At 63.6% G+C, this 15107-nt stretch carries 10 protein-coding genes; 9 read left to right on the forward strand and 1 reads right to left on the reverse strand.

The window, feature by feature from the left end; translation table 11 throughout:
- Positions 1-43 precede the first annotated feature (43 nt).
- Genes CK501_RS05105 through rluB form a run of 4 tightly spaced genes read left to right on the forward strand, consistent with a single transcriptional unit; the run spans position 44 to position 3643 of the window.
- Complete coding sequence (locus CK501_RS05105; RefSeq protein ID WP_095616674.1) at positions 44-1261, forward strand: tryptophan--tRNA ligase; 1218 nt, start codon at positions 44-46, stop codon at positions 1259-1261.
- Positions 1258-2085, forward strand: a complete 828-nt coding sequence (locus CK501_RS05110; RefSeq protein ID WP_095616675.1) for a segregation and condensation protein A — start codon at positions 1258-1260, stop codon at positions 2083-2085. The genes CK501_RS05105 and CK501_RS05110 overlap by 4 nt, the downstream gene beginning before the upstream one ends.
- Positions 2085-2717, forward strand: a complete 633-nt coding sequence (scpB, locus tag CK501_RS05115) for an SMC-Scp complex subunit ScpB (RefSeq protein ID WP_095616676.1) — start codon at positions 2085-2087, stop codon at positions 2715-2717. The genes CK501_RS05110 and scpB overlap by 1 nt, the downstream gene beginning before the upstream one ends.
- Positions 2714-3643, forward strand: a complete 930-nt coding sequence (gene rluB / locus CK501_RS05120) for a 23S rRNA pseudouridine(2605) synthase RluB (RefSeq protein WP_095616677.1) — start codon at positions 2714-2716, stop codon at positions 3641-3643. The genes scpB and rluB overlap by 4 nt, the downstream gene beginning before the upstream one ends.
- On the opposite strand, the gene CK501_RS05125 is transcribed toward rluB, so the two are convergent.
- On the reverse strand, positions 3633-4592 hold the full coding sequence (locus CK501_RS05125) for a GGDEF domain-containing protein (RefSeq protein ID WP_095616678.1): 960 nt from the start codon (positions 4590-4592) through the stop codon (positions 3633-3635). The two genes, rluB and CK501_RS05125, sit on opposite strands and share 11 nt — an antisense overlap.
- A gap of 226 nt (positions 4593-4818) precedes the next feature.
- Here CK501_RS05125 and CK501_RS05130 point away from each other — a divergent pair, with 226 nt between their 5' ends.
- The 5 genes from CK501_RS05130 (at position 4819) to CK501_RS05150 (ending at position 15100) form a co-directional block, all read left to right on the forward strand.
- Entirely contained in the window at positions 4819-5508 is a 690-nt protein-coding gene (locus CK501_RS05130; RefSeq protein ID WP_095616679.1) for a GntR family transcriptional regulator, read from the forward strand.
- Between the two features lie 11 nt (positions 5509-5519).
- Positions 5520-9017 carry a chromosome segregation protein SMC gene (smc, locus tag CK501_RS05135; protein WP_095616680.1) on the forward strand — a complete coding sequence of 1166 codons (3498 nt, stop codon included), beginning with the start codon at positions 5520-5522 and terminating at the stop codon, positions 9015-9017.
- A gap of 117 nt (positions 9018-9134) precedes the next feature.
- Positions 9135-10223 (forward strand): cell division protein ZipA, encoded by a 1089-nt coding sequence (gene zipA / locus CK501_RS05140; RefSeq protein WP_095616681.1) that lies wholly within the window; start codon positions 9135-9137, stop codon positions 10221-10223.
- 14 nt (positions 10224-10237) lie between these two features.
- Entirely contained in the window at positions 10238-12259 is a 2022-nt protein-coding gene (gene ligA, locus CK501_RS05145) for an NAD-dependent DNA ligase LigA (RefSeq protein ID WP_095616682.1), read from the forward strand.
- Positions 12260-12385: 126 nt separating this feature from the next.
- Positions 12386-15100 (forward strand): hypothetical protein, encoded by a 2715-nt coding sequence (locus CK501_RS05150; protein ID WP_143421385.1) that lies wholly within the window; start codon positions 12386-12388, stop codon positions 15098-15100.
- The last annotated feature ends 7 nt before the right edge of the window (positions 15101-15107 follow it).

The raw sequence follows: 15107 nt of genomic DNA on the forward strand, positions 1-15107 counted from the left end.
TGCGTATAATCGCGCTAGACCCTGAACCAATGAGGAGACCGGTTTGACCTCCGTTGAACCCCAGCAACGCATTCTTTCCGGCATGCGGCCTTCGGGCCGGCTGCACCTGGGCCACTATCACGGTGTCCTGGCCAATTGGGCCCAGCTCCAGCATGAGTACGAGTGCTTCTTCTTTGTGGCGGACTGGCATGCGCTGACCACCATGTACGAGGATCCCTTCTCCATTGAGGAGAACATCTGGGACATGGTGATCGACTGGCTGGCGGCGGGCGTCAATCCGGGCTCCTCGACACTGTTCATACAGTCACAGGTGCCGGAGCACGCGGAGCTGCACCTGCTGCTGTCGATGATTACGCCGCTTGGCTGGCTGGAACGGGTGCCGACCTTCAAGGATCAGCAGGAAAAGCTGAAGGAGAAGGATCTCTCCACCTACGGGTTTCTGGGGTATCCGCTGCTGCAGAGCGCGGACATCCTGATGTACCGGGCGGGGCAGGTACCCGTGGGCGCCGACCAGGTTTCCCACGTGGAGATCACGCGCGAAGTGGCGCGGCGGTTCAACCACCTGTATGGGCGTGATCCGGGCTTTGAGGAACAGGCCGAGGCGGCCATCGCCAAGATGGGCAAGAAGAACGCCAAGCTCTACCGCAGCCTGCGCCGTCGCTTCCTGGAGCAGGGCGATGAGGAGGCGCTGGAAACGGCCCGGGCGCTGCTCAAGGAGCAGCAGAACATTTCGATCGGGGATCGCGAGCGGCTCTACGGCTACATCGAGGGCGGCGGCAAGGTGATCCTCCCGGAACCCCAGGAGCTTCTGACGCCCGAGGCACGTCTGCCGGGGACGGATGGACAGAAGATGTCCAAGTCCTACGGCAACACCATCTTCATGCGCGAGGAGCCGGATTCGGTCAGCCAGAAGATCCGGACCATGCAGACGGATCCGGCGCGGGTGCGGCGCAGCGATCCCGGGGACCCGGAAAAGTGCCCGGTCTGGGACCTGCACAAGATCTATTCCGACGACAGCACCCGTGAATGGGTCTGGAACGGCTGCCGCAACGCGGGCATCGGCTGTATCGATTGCAAGAAACCGCTTGAAGAGAAGGTGATCGAGGAGCAGAAAGGCTTCCGGGAACGCGGCCGTGAATACGAGAACAACCCGGACCTGGTGCGCTCAATCCTGGACGAGGGCCGTGAGCAGGCGCGCGATGCCGCACGGGATACCCTGCAGGAAGTGCGGCGCGTTATGGGGCTGGAATACCGTCGATGACCACGGAAGCGGAAACCGGCACCGAGGGGGAGCAGGCCTCGCCCGATCGGGAGGCGCTGGCCCGGGTGGCCGGCGAGCCGGTCCACGATCTGCCCCAGGATCTCTACATCCCGCCGGATGCACTGGAGGTCTTCCTGGACGCCTTCGAGGGTCCTCTGGACCTTCTGCTGTATCTGATCCGGCGGCAGAACATGGACATCCTGGACGTGGATGTCAGCGCGATCACCGATCAGTACATCGATTACATCGCGCTCATGGAGGCGATGCGGTTTGAGCTGGCGGCGGAGTACCTGGTGATGGCGGCCACCCTGGCCGAGATCAAGTCCCGGATGCTGCTGCCCCGTCAGACCGAGGAGGAGGAAGAGGAGCACGACCCGAGGGCCGAGCTCATCCGCCGCCTCCAGGAGTACGAACGCTACAAGATGGCGGCGGAGGACATTGATGCGCTGCCACGGCGGGATCGGGACTTCCACCTGGCGGGCGCGGAGCCGCCGGCCATGCCCGAGCGCCAGGTCCACCCGGATGTGAGCCTGCGGGAGATGCTGCTGGCGCTGAGAGGGGTGCTGGAGCGGGCGGATCTGTACGAACACCACCAGGTCGAACGCGAGCAGCTGTCCACCCGGGAGCGGATGGCCAGTATCCTGGATCAGTTGTCGGGCGACAGCTTTGTGCGCTTTGAGACGCTGTTTTCACCGGAAGAGGGCAGGCTCGGTGTGGTCGTGAGCTTTATTGCCACCCTGGAGCTGATGCGTGAGCAGCTGGTGGAGGTGGTTCAGTCCGAGCCGCTGGCGCCACTGCATATCCGTGCAAGAGGGAGTGCCTGATGGACGAGGAGAGCATCGACCAGGTTCAGCGCATTGTCGAAGGCGCGCTCATGGCGGCCGGCAAGCCGCTCAGTGTGGATCAGTTGCAGGCCCTGTTCGACGAACATGAGCAGCCCACGCGCACGGTGCTGGAACACGTGCTCTCACTGATCGAGCATGCCTGTGAGGGGCGGGGATTTGAGCTCAGGAAGGTCGCTTCCGGCTGGCGCTTCCAGGTGCGGGAATCGCTCTCGCCCTGGGTGAGCCGTCTCTGGGAGGAGAAGCCCCAGCGCTATTCGCGCGCCCTGCTGGAGACGCTGGCGCTGATCGCCTATCGCCAGCCCGTCACCCGGGGCGACATTGAGGAGGTGCGCGGGGTTACGGTGAATACCAACATCATCCGGACCCTGCTGGACCGGGAATGGATCCGGGTGGTGGGTCAGCGTGATGTGCCGGGCCGCCCGTCGATGTACGCTACGACGAAACAGTTCCTGGATTACTTCAACCTGCAGTCACTGGACGAACTGCCCAGCCTTGCGGAGGTCCGTGATCTCGAGACCATCAGCCGCGAGGTGGAAGACCGGCTTCAGGAAGAGCTGGCACTGGACGAATCCAACGGCAATTCCCAAGAGGATGCGGAGACGAATGAATGAGTGATTCCGGTCACACCCCAAGCGAGACCGGCGAGCGTCTCCAGAAGCTGCTGGCGCGTGCCGGCCTGGGGTCAAGGCGGGCCATCGAGGGCTGGATCAGCCAGGGGCGCGTGCAGATCAATGGCGAGGTGGCCCAGCTGGGCGCCCGGGCTACCGCCCAGGATGAGGTTCTTGTGGACGGGCGCAGCGTGGACCTTGGCGCGGCGGCCTCACCCACCAGGCGGGTCATCGTTTACAACAAGCCCGAAGGCGAGGTAACCACCCGGGATGACCCGGAGGGACGGCCCACGGTCTTCGATCGCCTGCCGCGGCTCACCGGGGAACGCTGGATCGCGGTGGGACGTCTGGACATTTCCACCAGCGGGCTTCTGCTGTTCACCACTGACGGGGAACTGGCCAACCGTCTGATGCACCCCTCCTGGCAGGTGGACCGTGAGTACGCTGTGCGTATTTTCGGCCAAGTGGACGATGATATGGCCGAACGTCTGGTCAGCGGCGTAACGCTCGAGGATGGCGAGGCCCGCTTCACGGATCTCGTGTACTGGGGCGGGACCGGTCACAACCACTGGTACTACGTGGCCATCATGGAGGGGCGTAACCGTGAGGTGCGGCGTCTCTGGGAATCCCAGGGGGTGCAGGTGTCACGGCTCAAGCGCGTTCGCCATGGTCCGATCTTTCTGCCCAGCCGGCTGAGTGCCGGGCGCTGGGAGGAGCTTGAGCAGGCGGATGTGGATACGCTCAGTGATTCCGTCGGGCTTGATCGGGTGCCCGTCAAATCTCCGACACCCACGGAAAAGCACCAGCTGCGCCGCCTCAAGCGCAAGCGCCCGTCCAGACCCGACGAACGGAAGTCGGCAAAGCCCGCGGAGAAAGGGCGTGGCGGCGCCAAAGGCCGCCAGGGAAAGGGGCGCGGCTCTAGACGCTGACGGCGTTCTCCACGCTGTCGGTGCCATCACCGGCGATCCGGACCCTGTCGCGGCCGCTGTTCTTGGCCGCGTACAGGGCCCTGTCCGCAGCCTGCAGCAGGTCGTCCACGCTCTCGTTTTCATCCAGTGTGGCGATCCCGATGGAGGCGGTGATGGACAGGGCCCTCTCAGCGTAATGCATGGGCTGTTCCCGGAACGCCCGGCGCAGCCGTTCCGCCACCAGATAGGCGGCTTCCTGGGCCGTATGGGGCAGTACAACGGCAAATTCCTCGCCACCATAGCGGAATCCCTGGTCGCAGGAGCGGATCTGGGCTTCGATCCGTTCACCGACCAGTCCGAGGATCTCATCGCCGGCCGCGTGGCCGAGGGTGTCATTGATCTGCTTGAAATGATCCAGGTCCACCAGCAGCAGGCTCAGTGGCTGGTCGTAGCGGCGGGCCTGCTCCACGTGGTTGTCCAGCGTTTCATCCAGGGCGCGGCGGTTGCCCATGCCGGTGAGACCGTCGGTCATGGCGGATTCCAGGGCTTCCTGGTAGCGCCAGCCGTTGCGCAGGGGTTGGATAAGCACGCCGATGGCCTGCTCAATGAACATCAGTTCGTCATCGCGGAAGCGCTCCCGGCGGTCCAGCCGGAGCGAGCCCAGCTCCTGGCCGCGCAGGGACAGGTTGTAGCAGCAGTGATGGGGGCCGCCTGAGCCCAGCAGGTAACCGAAATCCCCGCCGCTGCGCGAGCGCCGATAGGCCAGGGCGGCGAAGGGGACCACCTGGTTGAGCTCTTCGGCGAATATATCCAGCATTGCATTGAGGTCCAGCGTCTGGTGCAGGCGACTGCACAGGACGGTAAGCCGGTTGCTGTTATCCTGCCATTCATCGATGATCCGCACGTTCTCAGCGGCATCACGGGCCTGCTTCAGGTCAATGGGGCGGGCGTTGCCGGTTACCTTCTTCATGCCTTACTCCGGTTCCTGATATCTGACAGGCCGTCATAAGCGAAATCCGTGCCGGGATCCCATAAAGCCCTGAAAACAGATATCTGGAGCGCTTCCGGGGAGTTTCTGGCGTTGACACTGGCCGTTGTGGCAAAAAAATGACGGCAGGTTGTGGCCGCGTGTCCCATTGTCGGGCTGTTGTGATATGATCCTCACGCTCATACAGGGAAGGGGTAGGTAGCCCACTATGCAATTCCAGGCGCCGGAAAGTCTCTCCGAACAGATTGCCCAGCATATCGGGCGCCAGATCATCACGGGTGCTCTGCGCCCCGGTGAACGCATCCAGGAGCTCAAGGTCGCCGGGGAGCTGGACGTCAGCCGCGGTTCGGTGCGCGAGGCACTGCTGATTCTGGAGCGCCGGCACCTCATCCGCATCTACCCGCGCAAGGGAGCTGTTGTGTCCGGCATGACGCCGGAACTGGTGAACAGCCTCTATGACATCTACCTGAATCTGCTCGAGATGCTTGCCGACCGTTTCATGGCCCAGCGCACGGAAAGCGATGAGCAGCCGCTGCTCCAGGCCATTCGTCAGCTGTGCCGACGCCTCAGTGGTGACCCGGCGGAGGTTGGTGAGGTGATCGACGGTGGACTGGAAGTGATGCGCCGTTGCTACCCCGTGGTGGCCAATCCCTATCTGGAAGAAACACTGGAGAACTTCCGGCCCGCGATCAGCCGCACCTATTACCTGGTGCTGGCGAATGATCCGGGGGAAATGCAGGTTTCGAGAACCTATTTCCAGCGCATTGCGGATCGCGTCGAGGCGGATGATCACGCGGGGGTCACCGAGGTGATCCGGGCCTTCGGGGAGCACCAGCGTGAAGTGGCTCTCCAGGCGCTGGCCCGGGATGAATCGCTCACCGTCGAACCCGCCAGCTGAGCCGGTCGACCATGCGCCTGAAGTCCATCAAGCTCGCCGGCTTCAAATCCTTTGTTGAACCCACCACGGTTCCCTTCCCCTCGAACATGACGGCGGTGGTGGGGCCGAATGGCTGCGGCAAGTCCAATATCATCGACGCTGTCCGCTGGGTCATGGGCGAGAGCTCGGCCAAGTACCTCCGTGGCGAGGCCATGAGCGACGTCATATTCAACGGCTCAACCAGCCGCAAGCCCGTGGGCCAGGCCTCCATCGAGCTGGTGTTCGACAACAGCGATGGCACCGCCCCCGGCGAATACGGCCGTTTCAACGAGATCTCCGTCAAGCGCCGGGTCACGCGCGAAGGCCAGTCCGACTATTTCATGAACGGCGCCAAGTGTCGGCGCCGGGACATTACCGACCTGTTCCTGGGGACCGGCCTTGGGCCGCGCAGCTACGCCATCATTGAGCAGGGCATGATTTCGCGCCTGATCGAGGCCAAGCCCGAGGAACTGCGCCACTACATTGAGGAAGCGGCCGGGATCTCGCGTTACAAGGAGCGCCGGCGCGAGACCGAGAACCGCATGCGCCGGACCCAGGAGAATATCGACCGCCTGACCGACCTGCGGGATGAGCTTGACCGCCAGCTCCAGCACCTTGAGAAGCAGGCGGAAGCCGCCGAGAAATACCGGGCCCTGAAGCAGGAGGAGCGCGAAAAGCAGGCGGAGCTGGCGGTGCTGCGCTGGCGTGATCTGGATGCGTCACTGCAGGAGCATCGCAGGGCGATCAGCGAGGCTGAAACCGCCCAGGAAAAGGTGGTAACGGAACGCACCTCGCTGGAATCCGAACTGGAGTCCCTGCGCCAGGAACACAGTGACCGCAGCGAGCGCTTCAACCAGGCCCAGGGCCGTTACTACGAGGCCGGTGCCGAGATCGCGCGTGTCGAGCAGAATCTGGAGAACCAGAAACGCAATGCCCGCCAGGCCGCTGATGACCTGGAACAGGCCCTGGCCAGCCGCAAGGAAGTGGCCAGGGAACTGGAGCAGGATCAGGAGCGGCTGGATTCGGTGGCCACGGAACTGTCGAACGTGGAGCCGGAGCTGGAAAACGCCGAGGCGAAGGCCGAAGAGTACGGTGAACGGCTGGCCGAGGCGGAGAGCCGGATGCAGGACTGGCAGCAGCGCTGGGAGGACTTCAGCCAGCGTTCCGCGGACGACCGCCAGCAGGCGGAAGTGGGCCAGTCCCGGATCAAGGCCAGCGAGGACGCGCTGCTGAAACTGCGTGAGCGCCGCCAGCGGCTGGAGGAAGAGCGCGCGGCCCTGGATCACGACGACCGCTCTGGCGAGGAAGCCACGCTCGAGAACGAACGTGAGGAACAACAGGCCCGGGTTGAAGAGGCCCGGGAGCGGGTGGAAACCCACACCGAACAGCTGGAGCGGGATCGCGAGGCGATTGAGCAGCTGGAGCCGGAACTCAACGAGAAGCGCGGCCGCCTGCAGGCACTGAACGGGCGTCTGGCCTCCGAACAGGCGCTTCTGGAAGGGCAGCTGGGCGACAGTGATGAACGCCGCAGGGAGTGGATCAGCCAGCAGGGCTGGGACCAGGCCCGGCGGCTGGCCCAGACACTGGAGGTGAGCGAAGGCTGGGAAAAAGCGGTGGAGGCCGTACTTGGCCCACTGGCGCAGGCGCTGGTCCTGAACCCGGATGATTACGACGACACTGTGCTCACGCAGGCCCCATCGGGACTGACCATTGTGCACGCTTCCGGCACAGGCGCGGATGCCGGGCCGGGGACGCTGTTGGCGGAGGTCGGCCGTGGCGGGAGTGTTGCCGGTTGGCTGGATCGCGTCTGGTGCGCAAACGATCTCAATGATGCGCTGGCCCGTCGTGGCGCCCTGGCGGAAGGTGAATCCCTGGTCACCCCAGGCGGGGTCTGGGTGGGCCCTGAATGGCTGCGCCTCCCGGATGAGGGTGACGATGACACCGGTATCATCGAGCGCCAGAAGCGGATTGAGGCGCTCGAAGAGGAATCCGCCTCACTGCAGGAAGCGGTGACCGAGGGGGAAGAACGGCTGCAGCAGTTGCGGGCCTCGCGTGATGAGACCGAGGCGGCGCTGGAGGAGGCCCGTGCGGCCCTGAGCGAGGCGCGCGAATCCCTGTCCGCCACGGAATCCCGGCTCGAGGCCTTTCGGGCCCGTATGGAGCAGGTGCGTGAGCGGGCACGGCGGATCAGCGAGGACCTGGCGGATCTGGACGCCCAGGAAGCGGATGAGAATGAGCGGCTGGAAGAGGCCCGCGCCAGCTGGCAGGAAGCCATGGACCGCATGAATGAAAACGCGGACTGGAAGGAATCGCTGCTCAGCGAACGTGATGACCTGCGCACGAAGCTTGATGACGAGCGCCAGCAGGCCCGTCATGCCCGGGACCACCATCACCAGCTCCAGCTGCAGGTGCAGGACCTGAAGAACCGCAAGGAAGCCCTGGAGCAGACCCTGGAGCGCATGAAGAGCCAGCAGGGCCGGCTGGACGAGCGCATCGAGGTGCAGCGGGAGACCCGTGAGAATGCCGAGGCGCCGATCCAGGATCTGGAAATGGAACTGGAAGGGTTGCTTGAGCGGCGCGTGCAGGAGGAAGAGAAGCTCAACGAGGCGCGCGAAGCACTCGACGCCATTGATGAGCAGGTCCGGGACCGGGAGCAGCGCCGCGGCCAGGTGGAGCAGGATGTCCAGCAGGCCCGTGAGAAGCTGGAGAAGCTGCGCATGGACGCCCAGGCCATTGAGCTCCAGGCCGGTCAGTACCTGGAGCAGCTGGAGGAGCTCGAGGTCAGTCTTGAGGATGTGCGGGCGGGGCTTCCGGAGGACGCCACCGCCGAGGCCTGGCAGCAGGAGCTGACCCGCATCGGCAACCGCATCCAGCGCCTGGGCGCCATCAACCTGGCCGCCATCGATGAATACCGGGTGGCCAGCGAGCGCAAGACCTATCTGGATGAGCAGGATCAGGACCTGCAGGAGGCCCTGGAATCACTGGAATCCGCCATCCGACGGATCGACCGCGAGACCCGCGCCCGCTTCCGTGAGACCTTTGACGCCATCAACCAGGGGCTGCAGAACCTGTTCCCGCGGGTATTCGGCGGCGGCAGCGCGCACCTGGAGATGACCGGGGATGATCTTTTGGAAACCGGTGTGGCGATCATGGCGCGGCCCCCGGGCAAGAAGAACACCACCATCCATCTGCTTTCCGGCGGCGAGAAGGCACTGACCGCGATCGCGCTGGTGTTCTCCATCTTCCAGCTCAACCCGGCTCCCTTCTGCATGCTCGACGAGGTGGATGCGCCGCTGGACGATGCCAACGTCGGCCGCTACGCGAAGATGGTGAAGGAGATGAGCGAGCACGTTCAGTTCATCTACATCACCCACAACAAGATCTCCATGGAGCTGTCCAATCAGCTCATGGGTGTGACCATGCACGAACCCGGGGTTTCCCGGCTGGTCTCCGTGGATGTTGAGGAAGCGGCGGTCCTGGCTGACAGCTGATGAACAAGCCGCAATGCCCCGGCATTGTCTTGACCGGGGTCATTGCCTAAAGTGGCAGTCAAAACGGGCGCACCGGGATGCGCCGGGGGCACAACCCTTGAGGACAGATAGAGGATCATGAGTCTCAGAGAATGGCTGATCATCATTGGGGCGCTGCTGATCATCGGCGTGGTCGTTGACGGACTGCGGCGCATGCGCCGTGCCCGCCGCGATTCGCTGGAGATCCAGCGCGGCATGGGCGGAGACGGTATCGGGCAGACCCCGATTGACGATGGGTACAACCCGGAACTCCCCACCGGGGGCGCAAGGCCGGTCAGAAGCGCTGAGCCGAAAGCCGCAGAGCCCGACCCGGCGCTGGAACCGGACACCACGCCGGAGCCGGAACCGGCCCCCGAGCCTGAGCCCACACCGGAGCCCGGATGGGAATCCGAACCCGCAGCGCACCAGGAGCCGGAGCACCCCTCTGGCCCGGAGCGGGAAGACGAGCCCCTGGCAGCCGTGGATGACGACGGCATTGTAGGCCCGGCCCGGGTGCGGGGTGAATCCGCGATCCGTGAACGCGCGGCGGAGGCGACCGATGCTGCCGGTGAAGCCGCCAACCGCATCAGTGCCGGGGCCCGGGAGATCTGGAGCCGCATCCGTGATGGTGTGGCCCCGGAGGAGACGGAAAGCGGGAACACGGATTCCGGCCACGCGACCTCGCAGCAGGAAGCGCCGGGGCCCGGCGAAGCCTCCGGGGAACCGCCCGTTGCCGGAGCCAATCGGCCGGAAGCCGAAGAGGTGATCGTGGTCCATGCCCACTGCCGCGATGACGGGCAGTACAGCGGCGCGACGATCAAGCGTATCCTGGAAGCCTGCGGCATGGAGTACGGGGATCTCGGCATCTATCACCGGCACGAGGAGTCGGATACCCGCACACCGGTCCAGTTCAGCGTGGCCAGTGCGGTCTCGCCCGGCACCCTGACACCGGAGGAGATCGAGACCCTCGAGACCCCCGGGCTCAGCTTCTTCATGAGCCTGCCCGGCCCCAGCCAGCCGGTACAGGCGTTTGATTTCATGCTGGAGACCGCCAACACAGTCGTGCGTAACCTGGGTGGTGAGCTGCGTGATGAGCACCGCAGTGTCATGACCAGCCAGACCATTGAACACTGCCGCCAGCGCATCCGCGAGTTCGAACGCAAGCGCCGTTCCCCGGCCAGAGCCTGAGAGGATTGCCGCCCGTGACCCGGGAAGACAGCCCTGAACAGCGTATCGACGCCCTGCGTCGGGAAATCGATCATCACAATTACCGCTATTACGCGCTCGACGACCCCGAGGTCTCGGATGAGCACTATGACCGGCTCCTGCGGCAACTGCAGGAGCTGGAGGCGCAGCACCCCGAGCTGGTAACCGCCGAGTCCCCGACACAGCGGGTGGGCGTGGCCCCGGAGTCCCTGTTCGCGGAAGCCCCCCATGAAACGCCCATGCTGTCCCTGGACAATGCCTTTGACGAGGACGAGCTCCGGGATTTTGACCGCAGGGTCCGGGAACGGCTGGGCCGGGATGAGCCGGTCGACTACGCCTGCGAGCCCAAGCTCGATGGCCTGGCGATCAGCCTTCTGTACCGCAACGGTGTGCTTCACCGTGCCGCCACCCGGGGCGACGGCTACACCGGCGAGGACATCACCGCCAATGTCCGCACCATCCGGGCCATCCCCCTGCAGCTTTATGGCGATGACTACCCGGATGCCTTCGAGGTGCGGGGCGAGGCCTACATGCCCCTTGACGGGTTCGAACGCCTGAACCAGCAGCTGGCGGAGGCCGGGGAGAAGACCTTTGTGAACCCGCGCAACGCGGCCGCGGGCAGCCTTCGCAACAAGGACCCGCGCGTACCCGCAAGGCGACCGCTGTCGTTCTGCAGCTACAGCGTGGATGTGCCGAAGGATGCCGGTCTTCCGGCCCGCCATTATGACCAGCTGCTCAAGCTGCGGGACTGGGGCTTCCGGATCGATCCCGAGATCCGTCGGGTCACTGGGATCGAGGACTGCATCACCTATTACCGGGAGATGCTCGAGAAGCGCGAATCACTGAACTACGAGATCGACGGCATCGTCTACAAGGTCAACGATCTGGCGCTGCAGGACCGGCTCGGATTTGTCTCCCGGGCGCCACGCTGGGCCATCGCCACCAAGTTCCCGGCCCACGAGGTCATGACCCGGGTGCGGGAAGTCGCCTTCCAGGTGGGGCGTACCGGTGCCATCACTCCGGTGGCGCGGCTGGACCCGGTGTTTGTGGGAGGTGTGACCGTCAGCAACACCACCCTCCACAACATGGATGAGATTGAGCGCCTGGGGCTGCGCGAGGGCGACTGGGTGATGATCCGCCGGGCCGGGGATGTGATTCCCCAGGTAGTGCGTGTTCTTACCGAGAAACGGCCTGATGACACCCGAGTGATTGAACTGCCGGAGGCCTGCCCGGAATGCGGGTCCGCTATTGAGCAGCCCGAGGATGAGGCTGTGGCGCGCTGCACGGGCGGTCTGTTCTGTCCGGCCCAGCGCAAGGAGGCCATCCGGCACTACGCCTCCCGCCGTGCCCTGGACATCGAGGGGCTGGGTGAACAATGGGTCAACGTGCTGGTGGACGAAGGCATGGTTGAAACGGTGGCGGATCTCTATCACCTGAAGACCCAGGATCTGACCCGGCTGGAACGCATGGGCGAGAAATCCGCCTCCAACCTGGTGAATGCCATTGCCGACAGCCGTGAGCCCGATCTGGATAGGCTGATCTATGCCCTGGGCATCCGGGAAGTCGGCGAAGCCACCGCGCGGGGGCTGGCACGGCATTTCGGTGATCTGGATGCCCTCATGGAAGCCGATGAGGAACAGCTCCAGGAGATCGAGGATGTGGGGCCTGTGGTGGCGGGCCATATCCGCAGTTTCTTTGCCGAGCCCCATAACCGCGAGATCATCCAGCGGCTGCGTGAGGCGGGCGTGAGCTATCGGGCACCGGAACGGGTGGACGATTCGGAATCACCCTTTTCGGGCACAACCGTGGTGGTGACCGGAACACTGGAGCGGTATTCCCGGGATCAGGCGCGGGCCGCTCTGGAAGCCCGTGGCGCGAAGGTGGCCGGCAGCGTTTCCAGCAACACCGACTACCTGGTGGCGGGCGAGGGCGGTGGCTCCAAGCTCAGCAAGGCCCGCCAGCAGGGTGTATCCATCCTTGATGAAGCAACCTTCCTGGAGTGGCTCGGCGAAGCGTGACTGTGTCACAGAATCGTCAGCCGCCCCCTGAATCTGAGAACCAGTACGGATCCGCCCCATGGCGGATCCCCTACCATGGACGACGTTTCGAGACCCGACGGCCCCCGACCCGGGAGAATGTCATCCGTGAGTTTGAGCACGAACGCTGTTCCAGTGTGCCGTTCCATGAAGGCGCTGCTTCTGGCCCTGCCACTGCTGCTGATGGGCTGTGGGGATACCAGTAATTCCCCGGAGGATCCGCGGATTCTCGGCTTTCCGCCCCAGGTGGCCTATCTGGGCGTGGACTACAATTACAACTTCGGCGCCGTGGGCGGCGACAATCTCCTCAACTATTCGCTGGTCAACAACCCCTCCTGGCTGGCCCTGGAAGCGACCACCAACAAGGCCCGCAAGGGTATCGTCCTGAGAGGCGTGCCCGGCATTACCGGCGGACGTGAAGGCGAGGACGACCTGGGGCAGTACGACAGCATCCGTATCGCCACCAATGACGGCAACCTCATTGGCGACAGCGAGTTCAGTGTCGAGGTCCGGCACAATCCCCTGGAGGTGGTGTCCGGCACCGTCACCGAAGGGGAACCCTACGAACCTGACGTCAGCAAGGATTCGGATGAGGTCTGCGGGATTCCGGACATGAGCGTGAGCCCGGATGTGACGGTCAATCACCAGAAACTTGTTACAGGAAATGAAGAGGTAGCGGGACCTGGCGACTATGGCAGTGGTTCCAGGAACTACCAGACCTATCGTTCCCTGATCCGGGTGGATCTGGGGCAGCCCTCGGTCGAGCCGGTTTCGGTGCGGTTCCGCATCCAGGGGCAGGAGGCGTGTGACTCAGCGGATGCGGGGGAGGAGCTGCCCTGTGAGTATGAGGGTGGCAATCAGGGGCGGGCCCTCTACGGGGAGGACCTGGTCCTGGACGGTAACACCCGCTACGGGTCCGGGTTCCCGGAGCCGCCTGACTACATCGAGTACCTCAATGAAGACGAGACAGGCGGGACCGGTCTGCTCCATTTTGAGGCCGGGCAGACCACCTGCTTCATCCCGGTCTGGGTGCATGATGACAGCCTCGCCGAGAACACGGAATTCTTCGACGTAGAGCTGGAGGAAGTCACAGAGGGCATTGCCGCCCTGGACCAGGACGGCGCAGTGCGTACCCGGAGCATTCCGGTTGAGGATGAGACGCCAACGGCGGATTTCGAGGCGGAAAGTATTACTGTCAGTGAAGGCAGAAGCCGGCAGGTGACCGCTACATTGAGTCGTTCGAATGATACAGGTGCAGCGCTGTATGCGGCCGTTGAGGTTCTGAACCAGGAGAATGAATTGGCCAGCGATGTTGAAGTGTGCAATTCGTCCACCTGCGTAACTCCATCAGAAGACGGATCCCTTGTCATCGAATTTGGGGCCGGAGATGACCAGACTACATTTGATGTGATTGCCCAGAGCGGTGGTGAGTCCGGTGCGCCGTTGCAGGAAGAACGTATGCGGGAGCTTCAGTTTGACCAGAGCTTCCAGTACGGCCGGGAATTCGCGGCAGCGACAACGGACAGCACCGTTGAGACGTATATCAACGAATGGACAGACGATGTAACCCAGAGCCAACTTGGATTTCCTGTTAAGAGCCTGGTTGCCGGGACCCTGGGAGAGGTCTATGTGGCGGGCGTTGACAGCTCCAACAAGATCCGTCTTCAGAGCATCAACCGGCTTGGCAGTCCAGATTCCGGTGCGGATGCGCAGAATGATGTCGTGGCCCTTGGGCAAGACAGTGGCGTGGATAGTGGTGACTGGCCCCAGACGTCGGACTCAATCCAGCTGGCCTTTGCGGGCGAGAATACCGGCACAACCGGCTCCCCGCAGGTCACCCGCTACCTTGGATTGGCTTATCCAACGGCTTCTGACGAGGGGATGGTGAAGCTTTTCCGTTCTACTATCTCCCAGGAAGACACCGACAATGATGGAACCAATGAGGCGGTTCGCTCTGAAAAAAGCGAAGAGTTCCTGTGGCAGAGAGCGCCCGTTGCGGACGGGACATGGAACCAGCAGGCTCTGAGTGTGAACCAGGATGGAAACCTTTACGCGGGCGCTCTTGGTGATGATTCTGTGCGCGTGACGCGCATTGATACCGGTGAGGACAGTGACACCGGGGAGCCTGTTGCCGACCAGCCCTGGACGGAACCACTGAAGGCCACTGCCCCCTCACTCAATGGGCTCTTTGCCACCGGCACAGCCGGTATCGTGGCCCTGGGCAGCGACGGGGGTGCGGTTGATCCCGGTACCATCATCGGCGGTGAGGACTTCTATCTGTTCTCCCGCAATGCGGATGGTGGGGCCGTGAATGAGCGGGTCCAGTTCGGTACGGAGGGGGATGACAATGCCAGGCTTTCCGAGGCGGATGGGAGCCGCTTCTGGCTGGCCGGTGATGAGGGCGGTCCCTATGAAGTGGATGGATCCGGTGGCTTTGAGGAAGACGCGGAGGGGGACAGCGGACCATTCCTGATTGCCGTGAACAGTAATGGCGATCTGCAGGGGGCGATCCATCCCGGCAGCCTTGAGGATCAGAAAGGGCAGGTTGGGAATATTCGGGCACTTGCTGTTTCCGGGGATAACGCCTTCATAGCCGGGCAGACCGAGGATGAAAGAGTCTACCTGATGGGCTTGCGCTATACCGGTTCCCAGTCCGGGGATGAGCCATCAATTGAGCAGCGCTGGAGCGCGACTATTGATGACGTGGACGCGATCGTGGATATGGACAGTTATCGTGATCGCAAGCTTTATCTCGTGATGGATGTGGGCAACGAACAGCGCATCCGCCTCTACGATCAGGTCGGCAATCCGCTGACGCAATAAGCTCCCA

The organism is Halovibrio salipaludis (assembly GCF_002286965.1).
Taxonomy (GTDB): Bacteria; Pseudomonadota; Gammaproteobacteria; order Pseudomonadales; family Oleiphilaceae; genus Halospina; species Halospina salipaludis.

What these genes read in the sequence shown, in the direction of transcription:
- CK501_RS05110 (WP_095616675.1), top strand. Translation starts at nt 1,258, where the DNA reads ATGACCACGGAAGCGGAAACCGGCACCGAGGGGGAGCAGGCCTCGCCC.
- scpB (WP_095616676.1), top strand. Translation starts at nt 2,085, where the DNA reads ATGGACGAGGAGAGCATCGACCAGGTTCAGCGCATTGTCGAAGGCGCG.
- rluB (WP_095616677.1), top strand. Translation starts at nt 2,714, where the DNA reads ATGAGTGATTCCGGTCACACCCCAAGCGAGACCGGCGAGCGTCTCCAG.
- CK501_RS05125 (WP_095616678.1), bottom strand. Translation starts at nt 4,592, where the DNA reads ATGAAGAAGGTAACCGGCAACGCCCGCCCCATTGACCTGAAGCAGGCC.
- CK501_RS05130 (WP_095616679.1), top strand. Translation starts at nt 4,819, where the DNA reads ATGCAATTCCAGGCGCCGGAAAGTCTCTCCGAACAGATTGCCCAGCAT.
- smc (WP_095616680.1), top strand. Translation starts at nt 5,520, where the DNA reads ATGCGCCTGAAGTCCATCAAGCTCGCCGGCTTCAAATCCTTTGTTGAA.
- zipA (WP_095616681.1), top strand. Translation starts at nt 9,135, where the DNA reads ATGAGTCTCAGAGAATGGCTGATCATCATTGGGGCGCTGCTGATCATC.